The sequence below is a fragment of the Clostridioides sp. LIBA-2809 genome, from assembly GCF_056688965.1.
This window is the reverse complement of record NZ_CP197004.1, coordinates 3,653,056-3,674,950: the sequence shown is the minus strand read 5'-3', so window position 1 is coordinate 3,674,950 and position 21,895 is coordinate 3,653,056. Positions and strand designations below refer to the sequence as shown.

Below are 21,895 nucleotides of genomic sequence, written 5' to 3'. Positions count from 1 at the left end.
ACGATATGAAGAATATAGAATTAAAAGAAATTAATCATTATTATGGAAAAGAAAAAGTATTACATGATATTAATATATCCATTAAGGAAGGAGAATTTTTTACTTTATTAGGCCCTTCTGGATGTGGTAAAACAACTATTTTAAGAATAATTGGTGGATTTATAAAACCTTCTTCTGGAAGTATTTATGTTGGTGATAAGAATATTACCAATCTAGAACCAGAAAATAGAAATATGGGGACTGTTTTTCAAAACTATGCACTGTTTCCAAATATGACTGTAGAAGAAAATGTATCTTATGGATTGAAAATAAAAAAGTTATCTAAAAAAATTATAGTGGAAAAATGTGATACTTATTTAGAATTGGCAGGAATGAAAGATTTTAAGAAAAAAAAGATTGATGAATTATCTGGTGGACAGCAACAAAGAGTAGCAGTAGCAAGAGCATTAGCTACTGAGCCTACTATGCTTTTATTAGATGAGCCAATGTCTAATCTAGATGTAGCTTTAAGAGTCAAAATGAGAGAGGAAATAAGAGAGATACAGAAAAAGATAGGTATTACTACTTTATTTATTACTCATGATCAACAAGAAGCCTTAGCTATTTCTGATAGAATAGCTATAATGGAGAAGGGGAAAGTTCTTCAAATTGGTATGCCAATGGAAGTTTACAAAAGCCCATTGAATGATTTCGTAGCAAACTTTGTAGGTACTTCAAACTGTATTGAAAAAGAGGATTATGTTAATTTCAGCATTGAAAAAGAGACAAAGCCCTATATTTATAAAAGACCTGAAGAAATGGTATTATTACAAAATACCAACCAAAGCGGATTTGTAAAAGTAAAAGTAGAATCTAAGAATTTCTTAGGTCCAATTTTAGAATATACAGTATCAAATAATGGAAAAAAGTATCAAGTAACTGAACTTAATAGACTGAATAATAGTAATAAATTAAACGTAGGGGATATGGCATATTTAGGTGTGTTACAAGGTGAACAATATGATTAAAAAAATAAACCATAGTAAATTCACACCTAAAAATATTATTTCTATTATTTTATACAGTATATTATTTTGGATTCTGATTGGATATATTATCGTTCCAATAGGTAACACTTTTGCACAAGCATTCCAAGGTGAAGGAGGATATTCTTTTGAAGTTTTCAAAGAATATTTTTCAAATACTAATAATTTAAGGGTAGTAAGTAATACTATAATTTTGGGGTTGGGTTCTGTATTCGTATGTGGAATTATGGGAATATCACTTGCCTTATATATGACATTTATTTGTGATAAACACAAAAAAATAATACATATTCTTTTACTAAGTCCAATGATGATTCCTGGAGTAATTATGGTAATTGCATGTATTCAGCTTTATGGAGAAACTGGTATAGTTACAAAATTTATAGAAATTTTACTCTCCTTTATCAACAAACCTTATGATTTTAGTGGGTTAAAGGGAATTTTATTTGTGGTTGCCTATACTCAGTATGTGTATTTTTATTTAAATGTATATGTTGCCTTAAAATATGTGGATTACTCAACAGTTGAGGCTGCAAAAGGAATGGGAGCATCAAAGCTAAGAGTATTTTTTGATGTAATATGGCCTGTTATTACACCTGCTGTTATAACCTCCACTATTATAACTTTTGCATCAGGTATTAGTTCTTTCTCAGCACCAAATCTTATAGGTGGTGGTTTTAAAGTTTTAAGTACTCAGATTGTTAGGTCTAAGGCTAATAACCATATGGATATAGCCTCAGTTCAAGTAATTACTTTATTACTAATGGGAATTGCATTTATGCTTTTGTTACAGTATTATGGCAAAAAATATGGAGTAGTATCATCTCTAAAATCTCAAAGTTATAAAGTCGATAATAGAAAAAAAGACTTATTTACATTTGTATGTAAGATTATTATTGAAATACAAATTATTATGATTATGCTTCCTATAATTACTATTGTATACTTATCATTTGTAAGTACACATTCAATTATGACAACCATATTTCCTAGGGACTTTACGCTGGAAAACTACCAGATGATTTTCCAAAAATCACGTGTATTACAGCCTATTTTAAACAGTTTGAAAATGTCTTTAATGGCAGTGGCATTAGGATTGATAATTACTGTACCAGTATCATATTTAGTAATTAAAAAGGATAATACATATAATCGACTAGCAAAATTTATTATAATGTTACCTTGGAGTATGCCTGCAAGTGCCATTGCAGTTAACCTAATTAATACATTTAATCAAAAAAGTATATTTGCTTTTAATGAATCCTTAATAGGTGGTTTTTATATTTTACCTATAGCATATACAATTTATGCCTTGCCATTACTATTTTCATCCAATGAGGTTGCTATGAAGTCAATAAATTTAGGACTAGAAGAATCATCAAGGAGTTTAGGTGCTGGAAAGATACAAACCTTTTATAATGTAATAATCCCCAATATGATGCCAGGAATAATTTCAGGAGCTATATTAGTATTCATTCGTACAATTGGAGAATATACAATGTCAGCCTTACTTTATGGTGTTTACAATAGACCTATTTCAATTTCTATTGTAACTAATATGCAAGAATTTAAGATAGGAGTATCTATGGCTTATGGTGTATTAGTAATTGGTATATGCTATATAGCGTTAGGAATAATTTTTAAATTGGATAGAAAAAGATTTACATAAAATAACAGATACTAATTTATAAATTAGTGGTTAGAAAACCAAGTCTCTTCATTTCTTAGAACTGAACTTAAGGAGTGTAATTTTGGTGTTTTATGTCAAGATTATGTGAATAAAAAATTAGATAATTGTGAGTATGATTCCTATAAATCATTTCTACCATCGAAATCTACAAAAAGATATTGGCTAAATAGCTAATATCTTTTTAATTTTTTTGATATCAATATAGCATTAACTATAGTGCTAGTATTTTAAAATTTATAGCTATAGGTATGTAAAATATAACATCTATATAAAATATGTTATTATTGCCTGTTAATTTTTTAGTAAATAAAAGTAGGATATTTGATATGCCTTATATCTTTTGATAAATTAGATGATATAACTATAGGATAGAATTTAAATGAATACTTACAAAGAACCGTAATTATTAGAGTCAGCTTTTAAGCTTATTGAGTATTGGTAATAAATAACTTTACGAAATTAGGACATTAAATGATTTCATAAAATTTTATAATTTAGTATATCTTTGCTTTATGAACTATTATTCTAGTTTATAATATTAATTTGTTAGAATGTAATAATTTGAAACACTAAAGGCATTGTAATTGTATTTATCTAATTGATTATTATAAATAATTAGGAAAGATAAGGCATGTTAAAACAGTTAAGAAGAGAAGTTGTACCTAAGAAATATAATTAACTATGATACAGACTTCTAAAAACTCCTTATTGAAAAGGAACTAAGAGTATATAATAAAAGTTCCTTTTCAATAAGGAAAACGATTGTTATTTTCTGACTTTTATTACCCTGATATTATTTAAATATAAACAATAACAAAACCAATAACAAATAAATCAAAATTAAAAATATCAGGAGGTACAATATGTTAATAAATATGAAGGAAATGTTACAAGTGGCACAAGAAAATCAATTCGCTGTACCAGCATTTAATATAGGGAGTGGGCAAATACTTAAAGCAGTGGTACAGAGTGCTAATGAAAAAAATGCACCAGTAATCCTTGCAATACACCCAAATGAGTTAAGCTTTCTAGAAGATAGTTTTGTAGCTAGTTGTATACAAGAAGCAAATAAGAGTAAGGTACCTATGGTAATACACCTAGACCATGGAGCAAATAAAAGTCAAATATTAAGAGCTATAAGATGTGGATTTACATCAGTAATGATTGATGGGTCACATTTACCATATGAAGAAAATGTAGCTATATCTAGAGAAGTAGTAAAAATAGCAAAAGGATTAAATGTATCTGTAGAAGGAGAACTTGGCACAATAGGGACAACTGGAACATCAGGAGAAGGTGGTTCTGATGAAATAATATATACAAATCCACAATTAGCTAGGGATTTTGTTGAAAAAACAGGAGTAGACACACTAGCCATTGCAATTGGTACAGCACATGGTATATATCCAAAAGGGTTTAAACCAAAACTTAGATTAGATTTATTAAAAGAAATAAAAGAAGTAGTAGATATACCTTTAGTCCTTCATGGAGGCTCATCAAATCCAGATGAAGAAATAGCACAAGCAGTTAAACTAGGAGTTTGTAAAGTAAATATTTCAAGTGATGTTAAATCAGCATATTATAAGAAGTGTAGAGAAGTATTAGAACAAAATCCAAGTTTATATGAACCAGATGCTATATATCCACAATGTATAGAGGCTGCAAGGGAAGTTATAGAGTTTAAAATGAATTTATTCAATGACATAGATAAATTAAAATGCTTTTCACAAAAAGAAGAATTAGTGATTGGATAATAAACTACGAGGAGGTGAGAGTCTATGATAGAGCAAATATTACGTAGTGATTGTATTGTATTAGATAAACAATTTAAAACTAAGAAAGAAGTAATTGATTATATGGCAAATCATTTGTATCATGGAAAGTATATAAATGATAAAGAAAAGTTCATAATTGATATTAATAAACGTGAAGAAGAATCACCAACCAACATGGGAAATTTAATAGCTATTCCTCATGCTAAGTCAAGTGCAGTAAATCAACCTGTGATGATGTATTTAAGAACAGATAAGGACATTGTGGATAATGATGGTCAAAAACTTAGGTCATTTTTTATGATAGCAATTCCAGAATCAGGTTTGGACGCTCATCTTAAGATTATATCTAAACTAGCTACATATTTAATGGATGAAAATCTTATTAAGAATCTACTAAATGCAGAAACTCCATATGAAATATTAAATATATTTAATTGTAAGGCTGTAGAATCAGGAGATTTAAGTAATAATCAAAGTAAAGGTCTTATAGTTGGAATAACAGGATGTCCAACAGGGATAGCTCATACTTTTATGGCAAAAAAAGCGTTAGAGGAAGCAGGACAAGAACTTGGATATGAAGTTAAAATAGAAACACATGGAGCTATAGGTATAGAAAATAAGTTAACTAAAGAGGATATAAAAAGAGCGGAGTACGTGATAATAGCTTGTGATAGAGAAATTCAAACAAGTAGATTTATAGGAAAAAAAGTATTACAAAAGAAAGTAGCAGATGCTAAGAATATTTCACTAGCAAAAAATCTAATTATAAATGCTGAAAACGGCATGGCCAAAGAAATTAAGGCAGGTGGAAAAACTTTAGAAGATTCAAAAGAAATACTTCAAGGGTCAGAGAAAAAAGGTATTTATAAACACTTAATGAATGGTGTATCTGAAATGATTCCATTTGTAGTAATAGGTGGGATTGGTATAGCTATAGCGTTTATGTTTGGTATATTTGCATCAGACCCAACTCATGAAACATACAACCCTATAGCTGGATTCTTTGGACAACTTGGAGGCGACTCAGCATTTAAGTTATTCATACCAATACTTGCTGGTTTTATAGCTAAATCAATTGCTGGAAGGCAAGGTTTTGCTCCTGCTATGATAGCTGGTTTTATGGCAGTTATTGGAGGTTCAGGATTCCTAGGGGGTATGGTAGCAGGATTCGCAACAGGATATATAGCTTTAGGAGTAATGAAGATAACAGAAAATTTACCAGATGTATTAAAGGGAGTAAATGCCGTACTGATATGTCCATTGTTGATTGCATTCACAAGTGGGGCTATAATGTTCTTCATAGTTAATACGCCAGCATCATGGTTAAATGAAGCTTTACAGTCATGGTTACAAAGTATGTCTGGAACTAATAAAATATTATTAGGAGCAATATTAGCAGGAATGATGGCATCAGATATGGGAGGTCCTATTAATAAAACAGCTTCAGCATTTGGATTAGCTATGTTCTCTAGTAATGTATTTGAACCATCAGCAGCATTAATGGTAGGTGGAATGGTACCTCCATTAGCAATAGCATTAGCTATGTTAATATTTAAAAATAAGTTTACTAAAGAAGAAAGAAAGTCAGCACTGCCAACTGCTATAATGGGTGCATCTTTTATAACAGAAGGAGCAATACCATTTGCAGCCGCAGACCCATTAAGAATGATTCCAGCAAATATAATTGGTTCTTGTATAGGTGGGGCAATATGTATGAGTTTAGATATAACCTTGATGGCACCACATGGAGGAATATTTGTAATACCATTTGCATGTAGTGCACCAGTTGCGTATATAGCTTGCATATTAGCTGGAACAGTAATAACAACATTAATTATAGGGATAACAAAACCTACTGTAAAGAGTGAAAGTAGTGAATTTGAATTAATTAGCGCTTAAATTATAAATAAGATTGAAAATAAGGATATTGAGAAGTAGTCAGCTACATCTCAATATCCTTACTTTTTATTTTGAAATTATATTATATATTATATTAATTTTGTAAAGTGTATCATAAATTCTTTTATGATACAGAAGTATCTTAGTATTCTTACATAGTGATAAAATATGCTAAAATGGTACTTAATAGAAATATCAAAAAATAGGTAGGGGGCATAAGTATGCTTGTATCAAGACAAATTGAATTTCTTAAATTGATATTAAATGAAAATGAATATAAACCTATAAAATACTTTAAAGATAAGTTAAATGTATCAGACAAAACATTACAAAAAGATTTGAAGATTATTGAGATATATCTAGAAACTTTTAATATAAAAATTGATATAAAAAGAGGTTGTGGAATATTAATCGAAGCTTCAGCAAAGAAAAATATAGACCTAATTAATAGTTTAAATATACAACCAAAGGGAAATAAATCTTTATCAGTAGAGCAAAGAAGAATGGAAATTTTAAAATATCTATTATTAAATTCAAGTAATATAACTTCAATAAATCAGTTATCGGATAAATATTATGTAAGTAAAACTTCTATAGTAAATGATTTTAAATATATAGAGGAATGGATAAAAGAATATAATTTAAAACTTAATAAAACCCTAGAGGGAACTAAAATTATAGGTAAAGAAGTAGACATAAGGAAATCGATTGCTAAGATGGTAGATGATTTATTAGATGAAAATTATGAACAGCATGATATATCTGAGTTAACAAGATTAGATTCTGCTACATTTAGTGCATTGATAAATTTATTTGATATTGATTCCATCATATTTGTAGAAACTATAATTACAGAATTGGAAAACAATTTAGGCTATGTTATAAGTCAGCCCTACTATATAAATTTAATTACGCATATACTTATATGTTTAAAGAGAGTTAAAGAAGGTAATCAAATAGAGTTTCAGGAAGAAAAGGAAGTTTCCATATGTAATTTGGATGAGTTAGTATATCAAAAAGTCACTACACTTATAGGTAAAATAGAAAATAGATATGGAGTAAAAATAACTAAAGATGAAATTAAATATATATATATTTATTTAGTATCATCTGGATTTAGTAGCGAAAGTAATAGGAGTTGCAATGATGAATCATATATATTAAGTGACAGTGAAAAAGTATCATCTATAATGATAGAGAATATGTCACAGTTTTTAAATATAAGTCTTAGAGATGATGAACTATTACAAAAAAGTCTAGTATCTCATGTAAGGCACATGTTAAACAGATTAAGATATGATATCCAAATAAAAAACCCATTGTTAGAAGAGATACAAGAGAGATTTTCGGAGGTATTGGGATTGTGCATGATGACTATAAACATTATGAAAGAACATTATAATCTGAAGGATATTAGTATAGACGAAGTTTCGTATATTGCTACATATTTTCAAGCGGCTATAGAAAGAAATATGAGTAGTAAGAGAGTAATAGTAGTTTGCAATACAGGATATGGAACATCTCAGCTTCTTGCAGCTAGATTAAAAAGAGAATTTCCTGAGTGGACTATAGTTGATATAATTCCTATGCATCAGTTGAATAAGCGAAATTTAGATGATGTAGATTTTGTAATATCTACTGTAAATTTAGATTTGAGAGACAAATTACATATAGTTGTATCAGTGCTATTAATGGAAAGTGATATCAATAATATAAAAAATGCTTTACTTAATAAACCTAGGAAGAGTATGAACTTAGATACAAACTTATTAGGAGTGTATTTAAAAGATAATATATATTTTAATCTTGATGTAAGACAGATGGGAAGTTTAATGGGTATGAATTTAAGCAGTAAATATGATTCTATCTCATTAGGAAAAGATTTAAATATATATATATGCAATCAAAGTAAAGTAAATAAGGTAATAATGAATGTTGATAATGTTAATAGAGTGATTAATCTTTATTTAGAAACTAGTAATCATAGTTTTTTAAAGCATATACTGATTGAAGTATCAAATCTATATAGGCAAAAAAACTATGTAAATTATATAATAGATTGCGAAAGAGAAGAGGATATTAAAATATTATTTGATAATAATGTACTGGAGAAAATAAATGAAAATTAGAGATATATTAAGCGAAGAAAGTATTATTTTAGACTTAAAATCAACTACAAAAGAAGGCATAATACAAGAATTAGTAGATAAATTATACGATAAAGGAAGTATAACTTCAAAAAGCAAGTTCATAAAATCACTAAAGCATAGAGAGAAAATAGGCTCTACAAGTATAGGTTATCAGATGGCTATGCCACATGGAAAAACAAAGTATGTCAAGAAAGCATCTGTAGTAATAGGTAAATCTAGAGAAGGTGTAGATTGGCCAAGTATAGATGGATTGCCTGTAAAAGTAATAATTATGTTTGCTATGCCACAATCTGAAGGCAATGAGGATATAATGTTAATATCTAAAATAGCTTATATTTTAGGTGGTAAATATGTAAGTGAAAAGCTTTTAAATGCACATACTAAAAAAGAAATACTAGATGTGTTTTATGAAGCTTAAATATTATATAAACTATAAATTTGAATTTATTTTTGGATATTGAATTAATATAAAAGAACCTGGTGAAATCTACATGGATTATAATTTTTATAAAAAATATATTTATTTAAAATGTGCATCTGATTGGGGATGTGCTTTTTTGTTGTTTGTTATAACTACAAATGAAAGATAACAATTATGAGGATTTTTCAAAACTTAACCCATAAAGACATAAAATGTGTTGTTATAGGTGCCTATTCTAAATATGTATCAAGTTATGAAGGTGGTTATTAGGCTTAAATAAAAGAAAGTTACTATATGAAAACAATAATGCTTTAAAATCTATGAAAAGCTTGTGTAATAGAGATGGTAAAAATTTAATGGTAATCAAATTCTTTACCAATGAATATAAAAAATATCTACGTGTTATAATAGTTTAAACTAATGAACGAAAGGTAGATAAAAGCATATGAGATATAAGCATATAATTGAAGTTAATAAAGAACTTTGTATTGGATGTGGACTTTGCAAAAATGATTGTCCAGTAAATAATATAGATATAAAAAATAAAAAATCAGTAATTAAAAATCAAGACTGTCTAATGTGTGGACATTGTGCAGCGATTTGTCCAAAAGAAGCTATTACACTGACAGGGTTTGATGAACCACCAATAGAACTTACAAATAGGCCAAAATTAGACTCAGATGAATTATTAATGGCAATTAAATCTAGAAGAAGTATTCGTAAATTCAAAGATAAAGAAGTTTCTCCAGAAATTGTAAAGCAAATTATTGAGGCAGGTAGGTATACACCTAGTGCTAAAAATTCACAAGATGTATCATATATTGTTTTGGATAATAAAAAAGCAATATATGAAAAGGAAGCAGTGAAATTTTTTAGAAAAATAAAACCTATTGCAAATATAGTTGTTAAATATTCAAAGGAAGTTTCGATTGATGGTAACTTTTTTTTCAAGAATGCTCCTACTGCAATAATTATAGTTACAAAAGATAAGATTAGTGGTTCACTTGCAGCATCAAATATGGCACTAATGGCAGAATCTTATGGTCTAGGAGTTTTATTTAGTGGATATTTTTCAGATGTAGCAAATAATTCACCAAAGTTAAAAAAACTTTTAGGTCTAAAACACAGGGATCATGTACTTATGACACTAGTGATTGGATATCCAGATGTTAAATATAGACGTACAGCACAAAAAGAATCAGCAAATGTTAAGTACTTATAAGAAGTGGAGGATTTTATGGAAAAAGAATGTCAGCAAAGAATACAAGAAATAACATCTAAATTTAAAGAATGTCGTAAAGCTATTTCTGCTATGGGTGATGAAACTAGACAGTTGATTTTAATTACACTTCTAGAGAGTGATTTTAATGGAATAAGAGTGGGAGAAATTACAGAAAAAACACATCTTTCTCGTCCTGCTGTATCTCATCATCTTAAAATATTGAAAGAAGCAGAAATTGTCAATGTACGTAGAGAAGGAACAAAAAACTATTATTATCTTGATTCAAAAGAATCACAATGGAAATCACTAACAGAATTAATAAATCTTATATTTATTGGAATACAACATATTGGTGAAAATGATGCAAGAAAAGGTGAGTAAAATAATTTAACAAAAAGGGAGTATCTCAAAACTAACTTTTTAGTTCATGAGGTTCTCTTTTTTGTATGAAATCAAATATATTTCTATGATTTTAACAATGAAAAAGGGGCTTATCTCAATTTTGAGACTGCCCCTTTTATAATGGTTTAAATGGCAAAAATGTATTATTTTAAATAGTATCTTTCTTTATTCTGAGTATTATTTTTATACTCAATAGCTTTAGTAGGGCAACCACAAATACATGCCATACAATGAGTACAGTTATTTCCCCAATCTGGTTTTTGATTTTTTAAATTAATATTATTTAAAGGACATAGTGCTACACATTTTCCACAGCCAATGCATTTATCAGTATAGTGAAATCCTTTGGCATGAACAATTATCTTATAAAAAGCTATGTTTGTTATACCACTTTTAATTGTACCGCCTAAGCCACTAGGGGTAATGGTTTCAAATTCATTTTCATTACGTATATCAGAAATAATTTTATATATTTGTTTATCTGCCTCTTTAATCATTTGTTTTGAGGTTTCTTTATCTGTTGTTGGAAATAAAGCTATATAATTTTCTGGCATTTTAATTTCTGCCATGCCTTTTAGTTGCCAATCTTTATATTTACATAGTTTTTTAATATAGTTTACAGCTTTTGCTGTATCTCCTCCGCAAGTCATTACAAAGTAAACTTTATTGTTTCCTAAAAATTTTGTTCTTTTTATAAAATCTGTAACTACTATTGGCAATCTCCATGCATAAGTAGGACATACGAATATGAATGGTTTATCTGTTGATATTAAGTCATTTGTTTTTTCTTCTTTTATAAGTTGATTTAATGATATTAGTTCATCGTTTAATTCTTGTGCAATTTTGCGAGCTACATATCGGCTATTGCCAGTACCACTAAAATATAAAATCATAATTATATCTCCTAACTATTTTTTATGTTAACCTTTAATATTTTTTTGTAATAAAGTAATTTATGAATATATTGCATTATAATAAATATAAAATTTACTAGCTAAAGAAATTATAGCACATTAATCTTTTTTATATTTATTGGTAAAGAATTTGATTACCATTAAATTTTAAGGTCAAATTTATAATGATTTAAATGATGTATTTGAAAATATAGATTTTATTAATCTAATAGATAGTTTGTATTAACTAAGGTGTAAAATAGACTATATAATAAGATATTTTTTTAATGTATATTTATTTATATTGATACAAGAAATTCAAAAAAATAGCATTAAGTATTAATTAAAGTTAACTTTCATAAAATTTTAAAACTCAATCGAAGAAAGCTGGAAGAGTTAGTATTAAAAAATAATATTGATGAATTAACTAGAATTACTTCATTGTATAAATCAAAAATTCCTTTTTTTATTTTCTAAATATGCATTTATACTCTTCTATGAGAAATCAATTATTTATTGAGTATATAAATTAAGTGCAAAAAAGAAACTAATTCATAATTAAATAATCTAATTACTTTATAAAGAGAATACAGTGTTTAATTTCTATATAGTTTTATTTTTTATCTTGCATAGCATAAGTGTAAATATCAATAGCTATGATAATGTAAGAGTGACCAAACAAAGGTTGAACTGTTTTATAAAAGACATCAGATTTAAATAATCTATTAATGTATATATTATTTAAAGAGTGGAACTTGATTGTGTCAATATATTACTTAGATGATGATTAAGAATTTAAATTGTATTGATAATAGTGTAACCTAAAATAGTTGATTTAGCATGAGTTTGACATTTAGTTATAATGTTAATATAATTCAATTAAATAAGGATGAGTAAGTAGAATGTACAAAAAAATGAAAATGAGATTATGTATTTTTTAAACAATTTATTAAAGAAAAAGACAATTATAATAATTTGTTGTAGAATTACGTCTATAACAAATGTACCTAATATTTACATTTTAGATAATGACTATATAGATGGTATATGGGAGAACATGAATATTTATTAAAGAGGTATCCTATATACTCTGTTTTAATTAATCTTAAAGGTTTTATATGAAAGGAAATTATATTATGAAAAAAACAATAATTGAGGTCTCAAATTTATCTAAAGTTGTAAACTTATTGAATATAGAACTTAACATACTAAAGGATATAAATCTACACATAGAAGAAGGAGAATTTGTTTCTATAATGGGAGCTAGTGGTAGCGGAAAAAGTTCCCTAATAAGTGTTTTAAGTGGTCTTGATAAAGCTTACACTGGAGATGTGAATATTTGTGGTGAGGAGCTATCAAAATTAAATGATAATCAACTTGCTGAATATAGAAATAAAAAGATAGGAATTGTATTTCAATCATTTAATTTAATTCCATCAATGTCTGTTGAAGAAAATATAAAATTACCATTGATTTTTTCTGACAACAAAGAATGTGAAATAGTAGATAAGATGATTCAAAAAGTTGGTCTAACATCAAAAACAAAAAACAATACTAAACAATTGTCTGGTGGCGAAAAACAAAGAGTTGCTATTGCAAGAGCTTTAATTTGCACTCCATGTATACTATTTGCTGATGAACCAACTGGTTCATTAGATAGTACTAATAGTAATGCTATAATGCAGCTGTTTAAGGATATAAACAATGAATATGGTACTACAATAGTAATGGTTACTCATGATATCCAAATGGCAAAGTACAGTGATAGAATTATAAGCATAAAAGATGGAACTATTATAAAATAGGTGGTGATAAATTGATATTTTACAATGTTTATAAAATATATAGTAAAAATAGTTTGAAAAATAATAAATTATTAAAACTATCTTGTATAGTATCTATTGTATTTGCCACAGCCATATTACTCTTTACAAGAGTGCTAACTGATACATATTCAAATGAAGTTGAAAAAAATATGCTTATAACAAATGGTGGGGATATAAAGATACAAAACATAGAATATAATAAATACTATTTTACAAGTAAACAAATAGATAAATTAGAAGAATTAAAAAATAAAAAATATATTGACTTTCAGTTAGGAAATAGTATGAACACAAATATATTGTCAAACGCTATGATTGAAAGTACTGAGCTTACCGTAGTAAATAATATAAAAATGCAAAATAAACCTTTAAAATTAAAAAATGAAAACGATATAATTTTGTCTCAAAAAATAGCGAATAAATTAAACGTAAATATAGGAGATAAAGTGTTTTTAAAACTACATTCTTTAGTTTATGATGATACATATTTCAAAGTTACTGATATAATACCAAAAAGGTTTTCATTAAGTACAGCTCAAAAAGAAGCAGAGGTTGGTCAAGAGGTAGTTGGAGAAAGTTATGTGTATTTACCTAATGAAACTAAATATAATGTAGCTTATGTAAATGTAATAAACAAAGATAATGTGAAAAACATTAAAAATCAAATAAAAGGTAAATTTAAAAATAATTTTGAAGTTAGAACAATTGACGAACTAGAACAGTCAATAATGAAGAGAATATCTATGCAATTAGATTCGATAAATTTAATTGGAGCTATTTCGTTACTAATTACTGGAATTTGTTTGTGTTCTACATTTATTGTATTTATTTTGAATCGAATAAATGATTTTTCAACTTTTAAAGCTTTAGGTATTAAAAAAAGAACTTTGTCTTTGTTAGTATTTACTGAACTTATGTCACTTACTATAAAGGGGATTATAATAGGTATTATTTTGGGACTACCTATAAGTATATTTTATATTAACTTACAGCATATTAATTTATTAGATATCTCTATTTTGAGTATTATTAAAAATATTTTTATTTCAATAATTATAATAATTATTGAAACATCAATATTCTCATTAATTCCAATAAGCTTTGTTAAAAATATACCTTATGAAGGGATAAATAGAGATGATAATATATTGTCTTCATATAAGTTCAATCTTATTCCAGACATAATTCTTGTAATACTCTTAACAAGTATTTCTTTTACAATATATGTGAAGTCCTTTCTAGGTATTTTATTTATTTTAGGAGTAATACTACTGAACTTATTGGTATATAGCTTGATACATATATTATTAAAAATAGTATGCACAATTAAAAAATTTATTAAAGGTAAATACTCAATTACTTTTATATATCTTAATAATGATTGTAGAATGAATGCCTTTAGTTCCAGTTTACTGACGATAACAATAATATTTGTTTTGTTGATATTTGTGATATCTGAAATAACATTTGCTATGTTTAGCAATTATGAAGTCGGTAATGATATAAAAAATTCAGTTATATATCAAACAACACTAGAGGGAAAATTAATTGTTGATAAAGAACTTATTGAAAATAATCTAGATTATTTTCAATATTATCCTATAAAAATAGATAACATAGAGTCAGTAAACAATATTTCTATTAATAATTATATAAGTAAAATGCCAAAGGAGAGTAGAGAAGATGTAATAAATGATTTAAATAATTTAAATGTTGATTTATTTGATGATAAAGAAGCAACATTGAAGAGTGATTTAGAATATGGGTGCTGGTTTAAAGAAAACAGTAATGATAATAGTATAATTATAAATAATTATCTGCATAGATACTTAATAGATTATAAATTAGGAGATACTGTACAATTAAAGATTAATGGAAAAAATATAAGTTTTAAAGTAATAGGTTTTTTAAGTCCAAAATCATTAAACAAGGGTATAGATTTAGGATATATAAATACAAGTAAAGATATTTCACCCAAAAACCTTGGTTTACCTAAAAATCAGTCAGTTATATACATTTTTAAAGAAAAACTAGATAACAGTTTACTTAGTAAATTATTACATAATGATAAATATGCTAATTTAGAAGACTATGACGATTTTGCTTATTCTATGAAAACATATGTTGATGACCAAAAGTCACTACTTTTGAATATTATATTTGCAGTGTCATTATCAAGCATACTTCTAATACTAACATCACAAATAATTATTTTTATAAAGAGAGTACCAGATTATCAAATTATGTATAGGGTAGGGATGAGTAAGAAAAAATTAATAAAAATAGGATTATTAGAAAGGATAATTATATCAATTGTACAAAGTATTCTTATAGCAGTTTTTTATGAATCTTTCAGATTTTTGTTGATTTCTTTGCTACAGAGAGAGTATAGTATTAACTGTTTATTGATTTTAATAGAATTTCTAGTAGTATTGAGTATAAATTGTTTTATATTTATATTTACTCAAAAAAATATTAAGTTAGATTCATAAATTTTTTTATTCTTTAAGTGGATTTTAAGTCAAACTAAGAAGTTAGTAATTGAATTTGTAAATCATAAAAATGGTATACTGTGATAGATAAAATTATTACAAAGAGTTATTTTAATACCTAAAATAAAAAAATAGATAATAACTTAGATAGAAAAATTGAAATATAATCTAAAATAGACAATAATACGTAATTTATTGAGAAATAAGTGAATCATATAATTTAATAGTTTTGATTTTAAAAATATAATAAAGATATGAAGAATAAATTATTTTAATTTAATATCACAGAAGTAATTATAATTGACTAACTTAGAAGATTAAATAAATGTATAGAAAACGTTGACAAAATATGTCTAATGTTTTATCATAATAATTGGAATTAGGTAGTAATTGTTTAAGTACAAGCTAAGCTTATTCATTAATAATAGCAGTATCCTAGGAAGGAGTATGCCCATTATTATGGATAAGCTTTTTTTATGCTTAAAAGGAGGATAATCATGATAATTAATAAGATATTAAACAATAATGTTGTAATCACATTAGATGAAAATGATGAAGAAATTATCGTCATGGGTAAAGGCATTGGTTATCAAAAATCAAAAGGTAGTCTAATAGATAAAACTAAAGTTAACAAAGTATTTAGAATATCAAACAAAGAAATATCAAATAAGCTACAAGAATTACTTAATAACATTCCTATAGAACACATGAAATTATCAAGTGAAATTATAGAATATGCACAGACAAAGTTAAACAAGAACTTAAATGAAAGTATTTATATATCACTAAGTGACCATACATATTCTGCAATTCAAAGAATGAAAGAAGGAATAAACGTAAAAAATGCAATACTTTGGGAAATTAAAAGATTTTACAAAGAAGAATTTGAAATTGGAATGAAAGCACTAGACATTATCGAAAGCAAAACAGGTGTAAAATTACCCGAAGATGAAGCTGGATTTATAGCTTTTCATATAGTAAATGCCCAGCTAAGTGAAGGTCATACTTTGGCATCTGATATTACAAAGCTAATACAAGAAGTACTTAGTATAGTTAGATATCATTTTAGGATAGAATTTCATGAAGAATCAGTATTTTATTATAGATTTATAATGCATCTGAAATTCTTTGCACAGAGATTACTTTTAAATAGTGCACATGAAGGTGAGACAGATAAAGAGTTATTAAGTATTATTAAGTCTAAGTACAATAAAGAGTTTGAATGTGTAATTAAGATTAAGAATTTTATTAAAAAACAATATAACTACATATTAACAGATGATGAACTTATATATTTAACTATACATTTAGCTAAAGTAGTTAAAGATTCAAAAATATAAGTTGAATAATCTTGTAGTAGTTTATATAGGAATAGCCATTGAAAGGAGTGATACTAAAAAGATATACCTATGGTTGGATGGTAACATTGAGTTGGCCAAACCTTCAAATTTCAAAAATTTAATTTAAACGAAATATGGAGGAGAAAATGGGAAAATACAAACAATTAGCACAAGACATAGTAAAAAATGTTGGAGGAAAAGAAAATATTAGTGGATTAGTACACTGTATTACGAGATTACGCTTTACTTTAAAAGATGAAAGTGTAGCAAATGACGATGTGTTGAAAAATATGGAAGGTATTGTTACTGTAATGAAAAGTGGAGGGCAATATCAAGTAGTTATAGGAAATCATGTTGAAGCTGTATATAAAGATGTAGTTGAAATAATTGACTTAGATGACTCAAGTACAAATTCAGAAACGAAAAAGTCAGGTAGTATGTTAGATAAATGTATAGATATAATATCAGGAATTTTCCAGCCAGTATTAGGAATAATGGCAGCCTGTGGTATGTTAAAAGGTTTTAATGCTCTATTTGTAGCAATGGGACTATACAGTGATGTATCTGGTATATATATGGTAATAAATGCAACAGGAGATGCATTGTTTACATTTCTTCCTTTATTTTTAGGATATACTTCAGCTAAAAAATTTGGTTTAAAACCAATGTTGGGATTAGCACTAGGAGCTACAATGTGTTATCCTTCTATACAAGGTAGCAGTATATCAGCAGGTACAGATGCGATGTACACTCTATTTAAAGGAACGATGTTTGCATCACCAGTATATATTGATTTCCTTGGATTACCAATAATATCAATGGATTACACTGGAACAGTTGTACCAATTATATTTATAGTGTATTTTGCATCTAGGTGTGAAAAATTATTTAATAAGTTTATTCCAGACTTAGTTAAGTTCTTCTTTGTACCAATGCTCACATTATTAGTTACATTACCTGTTGCACTTATAGTTATAGGTCCTATAGCAACATTTGGTTCTACACTTATTTCACAAGTTGTACTTTCAGTAAGAGATTTTAGTCCATTATTAGCAGGTGCTATAGTAGGATTTACTTGGCAAATTCTTGTTATTTTTGGTATGCACTGGGGATTTATTCCTGTATATATAAACAATGTTATGACTTTAGGATACGATAATGTTATGATGCCATTCTTTGCTTGTACATTTGCAAGTTCAGCAGTTGTATTAGCGATATTTTTCAAGACTAAAGATAAGAAATTAAGAGAGATGGCAATACCAAACTTTATATCTGGTATATTTGGAGTTACAGAGCCAGCAATTTATGGAATACTACTACCTTTAAAGAAACCATTTATAATAAGTTGTATTGCTAGTGGTATTGGAGGAGCTTTCTATGGATTCTTTAATCTTAGAAAGTTTATAACTGGAGGTATGGGAATATTCGAACTTCCAGCGATGATTGAGCCAGATGGGGGAATGGGCAACTTAATAGTAGCTCTTTCTGGTATAGCCATATCAATGGTTGTAGCTTTTGTATTAACTATGGTTTTATATAAAGATGAGAAAAAAGAAGAAGCTAAAAAGGTAGAAAATAAGGTAAAAGAAGAAATAAAAGAAGTTAAGTCTGCTAAATTAGAAAAAGAGATAGTAGCAAGCCCTATAAAAGGAGAAGTATTAAAATTAAGCGATATAGAGGATGCGGCATTTGCATCTGGTGTACTAGGTCAAGGTGTGGCAATAATACCTAGTGATGGAAAAGTAGTCGCGCCAGTAGATGGTGTGGTTACAACTTTATTCCCAAGTTTACATGCTATAGGAATTCTTTCAGATGAAGGTGTTGAAGTACTTATTCATATTGGATTAAATACGATTCAGTTAGAAGGAAGAGGTTTTGAGGCATGTATAAAACAAGGTGACAGGATTACAAAAGGTCAAACAATACTAAAATTTGATATTAATGTAATAAAAGAGTCAGGATATAGTGTTGTAACTCCAGTTGTTATTACAAATTCATCACAGTTTTTAGATGTAGTAGAAACAGAAAGTAAAAATACTGAATTAGAAGATAATCTGATTACAGTTATATTTTAGTAAAATATTAAAGTATTAATAAAAGACTAAAGTATTCGCATAGGTTAATGCTTTAGTTGTAATTTTAGGAGGCTTAACTATGAGTTTTAAAAAAGATTTTCTCTGGGGAGGAGCTACTGCTGCTAATCAATGTGAAGGTGGATATAATGAAGATGGAAGAGGTCTAGCAAATGTAGATGTATGCCCAACAGGAAAAGATAGAACAGCAGTTATTACAGGAAAATTAAAAATGCTTAATTTTGACGATGAGCATTACTACCCAGCTCAAACTGGTATTGATATGTATCATAATTATAAAGAAGATATAAAGTTGTTTGGCGAAATGGGATTCAAAGTATACAGAATGAGTATCGCATGGAGCAGAATATTCCCAAAAGGTGATGAAGAAACACCAAATGAAAAGGGGCTTCAATTTTATGAAAATATATTTAAAGAATGTAAAAAATATGAGATAGAGCCACTAGTTACTATTACACACTTTGATTGTCCAATGTATTTAATTGAAAAGTATGGTGGATGGCGTAATCGTAAAATGATAGATTTCTATGATAAACTATGTAATGTTATCTTTAGAAGATATAAAGGATTAGTGAAGTATTGGTTAACTTTTAATGAAATAAATATGATTTTACATGCTCCATTTATGGGTGCTGGTATTTATTTTGAAGAAGGTGAAGATGTTGAAAAGATAAAATATCAAGCTGCTCATCATGAACTTGTAGCTAGTGCAGTTGCAACTAAGATAGCACATGAAGTTGATGCAAATAACTTAGTTGGGTGTATGTTTGCAGCTGGAAGTGTATACCCTTATAGTTGCAATCCTAATGATGTATGGGAAGCTACGAAGTTAGATAGAGAAAATTATTTCTTTGTAGATGTACAATCTAGAGGAAAATATCCTAACTATGCACTAAAGTATATGGAACAAAGAGGTATTACACCAAAAATGGAACCTGCTGATATTGAATTATTGAATAAATATACAGTAGATTTTATTTCATTTTCATATTACAATAGTCGTTGTGTTAGAACTGATGAAAATACAGATGATGTGGCTGAAGGAAATATATTTACATCTGCTAAAAATCCATACCTTTCATACAGCCGATGGGGATGGCCAATTGACCCATTAGGTTTAAGAATTACATTAAATCATGTATATGATAGATATGAGAAACCACTATTTATTGTAGAAAATGGATTGGGTGCTAAAGACATAGCTGACGAAAATGGTTATGTAGAAGATGATTACAGAATTGATTATTTAAGAGAACACATAAAAGCTATGCGTGATGCAGTTTATATAGATGGTGTAGATTTATTAGGTTATACTACATGGGCACCTATTGATTTGGTAAGTGCTGGTACGGGTGAAATGGAAAAGCGTTATGGGTTTATATATGTAGATAGAGATAATAGTGGTAATGGAAGTTTAAGAAGAACGAAAAAGAAAAGCTTTGAATGGTATAAGAAAGTAATTGCTTCAAATGGTGAGGATTTATATTAAATAAAAAGAATATAAAACTAATAGTGGGTATAATTTTTCATCCTTGTATCGACTATTTAAACTCACAAAAAGATATTGGAGAAATAACTTATAATTATTATATTAGATTGATTGTGACGAAGATTCGATTTAATATCCATAAAAAGATATGAAAATAGAGTTAAATTAAAATGTACCCTATAGAGTAGATACCGAAAAAGTCTATTTTGTAGGGTATTTTTACATATAAAATAAATATAGCGTGGATGATTTAATATGAACTGTAGTAGTTTTTATAACTTTAAGAATGAATCAAATATAAAATTATGCTCTAATTTTAAATAGTTAAAAGATGAGATAGATTAGTATATGTATTACTGTAATAGTTAAAGGAATCATTGAGAATAAAAAAGATGACTCCTATTCAAAATGGAAATCATCTTTTTTATGTTGTATAGCTCTTTAAAAACATTTATTTTTTACTTTGATTTAAACAAATATCTATACAGTTATTTAGCCATTTAATTTGACCTTCTTCTCTTATAATGGCACCATCTAATACAAGATAATCACCAAAATAATCATCATAAAAATCAGGAATTTCAGTATAAGCATTTTTTTGACTTATTAAGAATTCAAGTCGTTTACTATGCTGAACAAGTTGGTGTTTAAGTAAAGCAATTCGATTTTCTAAATCTAAATTATTATAAAAATACACTCTCAAGCGAAACTTATTTTTAGGAGTAGGTTCCATTGGAATATCTTTAGATAACCAAATTAAAAATTCATCTTTTCCTTTTTCTGTTATGTAGTAAACTTTTTTTTCTAATACATCACCACTAATTTCAACTTCATGAACTATCAAATCTTCATTAGTTAATTTTTTTAGTTCTGGATAAATTTGGCTATGTTTTGCACTCCAAAATTCATTTAGTTGAAAATTAAACTCTTTACTTAAATCATATCCTGTCATAGGTTTTCTATTTAATAGTCCTAATATTGCATATTTAAGGGTTCCCATGTTTCACCTCTTTAGTTTTATTATCAATAAGTCTATTATATCATTATTTATAAAAAAATAGGTTAAATAAAAAAAATATAAATACAAACATGTAATTTATTACATGTTTGTATTTACATGAAAACATTATTATGATAATATTAACCTAAATAAAAGGAATAGATTGAATTATTTGGAG

Annotated in this window: 16 protein-coding genes; 14 read left to right on the top strand and 2 right to left on the bottom strand. The window is 27.2% G+C overall.

Annotated features, from left to right (window positions below; translation table 11 throughout):
• Nucleotides 1-5: 5 nt before the first annotated feature.
• The 8 genes from ACTG44_RS17335 (at nt 6) to ACTG44_RS17300 (ending at nt 10,563) form a co-directional block, all read left to right on the top strand.
• Nucleotides 6-1,007, top strand: coding sequence for an ABC transporter ATP-binding protein (locus tag ACTG44_RS17335; RefSeq protein WP_479917529.1), 1,002 nt, complete (start codon nt 6-8; stop codon nt 1,005-1,007).
• A complete protein-coding gene (locus ACTG44_RS17330) occupies nt 1,000-2,694 on the top strand; it encodes an ABC transporter permease (protein WP_479920917.1) in 1,695 nt (564 codons plus the stop codon). Before ACTG44_RS17335 ends, ACTG44_RS17330 begins: the two co-directional genes overlap by 8 nt.
• A gap of 884 nt (nt 2,695-3,578) precedes the next feature.
• Complete coding sequence (locus tag ACTG44_RS17325; RefSeq protein ID WP_479920916.1) at nt 3,579-4,469, top strand: ketose-bisphosphate aldolase; 891 nt, start codon at nt 3,579-3,581, stop codon at nt 4,467-4,469.
• 24 nt (nt 4,470-4,493) lie between these two features.
• Nucleotides 4,494-6,389, top strand: a complete 1,896-nt coding sequence (locus ACTG44_RS17320; protein ID WP_479920915.1) for a PTS fructose transporter subunit IIABC — start codon at nt 4,494-4,496, stop codon at nt 6,387-6,389.
• Nucleotides 6,390-6,610: 221 nt separating this feature from the next.
• Nucleotides 6,611-8,518, top strand: a complete 1,908-nt coding sequence (locus ACTG44_RS17315; protein WP_479920914.1) for a BglG family transcription antiterminator — start codon at nt 6,611-6,613, stop codon at nt 8,516-8,518.
• Nucleotides 8,508-8,957 (top strand): PTS sugar transporter subunit IIA, encoded by a 450-nt coding sequence (locus ACTG44_RS17310; RefSeq protein ID WP_479920913.1) that lies wholly within the window; start codon nt 8,508-8,510, stop codon nt 8,955-8,957. Before ACTG44_RS17315 ends, ACTG44_RS17310 begins: the two co-directional genes overlap by 11 nt.
• A gap of 448 nt (nt 8,958-9,405) precedes the next feature.
• Nucleotides 9,406-10,182 carry a nitroreductase family protein gene (locus ACTG44_RS17305; RefSeq protein WP_479919465.1) on the top strand — a complete coding sequence of 259 codons (777 nt, stop codon included), beginning with the start codon at nt 9,406-9,408 and terminating at the stop codon, nt 10,180-10,182.
• A gap of 15 nt (nt 10,183-10,197) precedes the next feature.
• Nucleotides 10,198-10,563, top strand: coding sequence for an ArsR/SmtB family transcription factor (locus ACTG44_RS17300; RefSeq protein ID WP_479917522.1), 366 nt, complete (start codon nt 10,198-10,200; stop codon nt 10,561-10,563).
• 164 nt (nt 10,564-10,727) lie between these two features.
• On the opposite strand, the gene ACTG44_RS17295 is transcribed toward ACTG44_RS17300, so the two are convergent.
• Nucleotides 10,728-11,477, bottom strand: coding sequence for an EFR1 family ferrodoxin (locus ACTG44_RS17295; RefSeq protein WP_479920912.1), 750 nt, complete (start codon nt 11,475-11,477; stop codon nt 10,728-10,730).
• A gap of 928 nt (nt 11,478-12,405) precedes the next feature.
• On the opposite strand from ACTG44_RS17295, the gene ACTG44_RS17290 reads away from it, so the two are divergent.
• From ACTG44_RS17290 to ACTG44_RS17265, 6 genes are all read left to right on the top strand, one after another.
• Nucleotides 12,406-12,549, top strand: coding sequence for a hypothetical protein (locus tag ACTG44_RS17290; protein WP_479920911.1), 144 nt, complete (start codon nt 12,406-12,408; stop codon nt 12,547-12,549).
• Nucleotides 12,550-12,613: 64 nt separating this feature from the next.
• Complete coding sequence (locus tag ACTG44_RS17285; RefSeq protein WP_479920910.1) at nt 12,614-13,282, top strand: ABC transporter ATP-binding protein; 669 nt, start codon at nt 12,614-12,616, stop codon at nt 13,280-13,282.
• Nucleotides 13,283-13,293: 11 nt separating this feature from the next.
• Nucleotides 13,294-15,795, top strand: coding sequence for an ABC transporter permease (locus tag ACTG44_RS17280; RefSeq protein ID WP_479920909.1), 2,502 nt, complete (start codon nt 13,294-13,296; stop codon nt 15,793-15,795).
• Between the two features lie 497 nt (nt 15,796-16,292).
• Entirely contained in the window at nt 16,293-17,135 is an 843-nt protein-coding gene (licT, locus tag ACTG44_RS17275; RefSeq protein WP_479917520.1) for a BglG family transcription antiterminator LicT, read from the top strand.
• A gap of 146 nt (nt 17,136-17,281) precedes the next feature.
• Nucleotides 17,282-19,210, top strand: coding sequence for a beta-glucoside-specific PTS transporter subunit IIABC (locus tag ACTG44_RS17270; protein WP_479920908.1), 1,929 nt, complete (start codon nt 17,282-17,284; stop codon nt 19,208-19,210).
• Nucleotides 19,211-19,289: 79 nt separating this feature from the next.
• Nucleotides 19,290-20,717: a 6-phospho-beta-glucosidase gene (locus ACTG44_RS17265; RefSeq protein ID WP_479920907.1), complete on the top strand. Its 1,428-nt coding sequence runs from the start codon at nt 19,290-19,292 to the stop codon at nt 20,715-20,717.
• Between the two features lie 451 nt (nt 20,718-21,168).
• On the opposite strand, the gene ACTG44_RS17260 is transcribed toward ACTG44_RS17265, so the two are convergent.
• Nucleotides 21,169-21,717, bottom strand: coding sequence for a PadR family transcriptional regulator (locus ACTG44_RS17260; RefSeq protein WP_021385958.1), 549 nt, complete (start codon nt 21,715-21,717; stop codon nt 21,169-21,171).
• Nucleotides 21,718-21,895: the final 178 nt, after the last annotated feature.

Bases quoted from the DNA above. Each gene is read 5' to 3' on its own strand.
- ACTG44_RS17335 (WP_479917529.1), top strand. From the start codon at position 6: ATGAAGAATATAGAATTAAAAGAAATTAATCATTATTATGGAAAAGAA.
- ACTG44_RS17330 (WP_479920917.1), top strand. From the start codon at position 1,000: ATGATTAAAAAAATAAACCATAGTAAATTCACACCTAAAAATATTATT.
- ACTG44_RS17325 (WP_479920916.1), top strand. From the start codon at position 3,579: ATGTTAATAAATATGAAGGAAATGTTACAAGTGGCACAAGAAAATCAA.
- ACTG44_RS17320 (WP_479920915.1), top strand. From the start codon at position 4,494: ATGATAGAGCAAATATTACGTAGTGATTGTATTGTATTAGATAAACAA.
- ACTG44_RS17315 (WP_479920914.1), top strand. From the start codon at position 6,611: ATGCTTGTATCAAGACAAATTGAATTTCTTAAATTGATATTAAATGAA.
- ACTG44_RS17310 (WP_479920913.1), top strand. From the start codon at position 8,508: ATGAAAATTAGAGATATATTAAGCGAAGAAAGTATTATTTTAGACTTA.
- ACTG44_RS17305 (WP_479919465.1), top strand. From the start codon at position 9,406: ATGAGATATAAGCATATAATTGAAGTTAATAAAGAACTTTGTATTGGA.
- ACTG44_RS17300 (WP_479917522.1), top strand. From the start codon at position 10,198: ATGGAAAAAGAATGTCAGCAAAGAATACAAGAAATAACATCTAAATTT.
- ACTG44_RS17295 (WP_479920912.1), bottom strand. From the start codon at position 11,477: ATGATTTTATATTTTAGTGGTACTGGCAATAGCCGATATGTAGCTCGC.
- ACTG44_RS17290 (WP_479920911.1), top strand. From the start codon at position 12,406: ATGTATTTTTTAAACAATTTATTAAAGAAAAAGACAATTATAATAATT.
- ACTG44_RS17285 (WP_479920910.1), top strand. From the start codon at position 12,614: ATGAAAAAAACAATAATTGAGGTCTCAAATTTATCTAAAGTTGTAAAC.
- licT (WP_479917520.1), top strand. From the start codon at position 16,293: ATGATAATTAATAAGATATTAAACAATAATGTTGTAATCACATTAGAT.
- ACTG44_RS17270 (WP_479920908.1), top strand. From the start codon at position 17,282: ATGGGAAAATACAAACAATTAGCACAAGACATAGTAAAAAATGTTGGA.
- ACTG44_RS17265 (WP_479920907.1), top strand. From the start codon at position 19,290: ATGAGTTTTAAAAAAGATTTTCTCTGGGGAGGAGCTACTGCTGCTAAT.
- ACTG44_RS17260 (WP_021385958.1), bottom strand. From the start codon at position 21,717: ATGGGAACCCTTAAATATGCAATATTAGGACTATTAAATAGAAAACCT.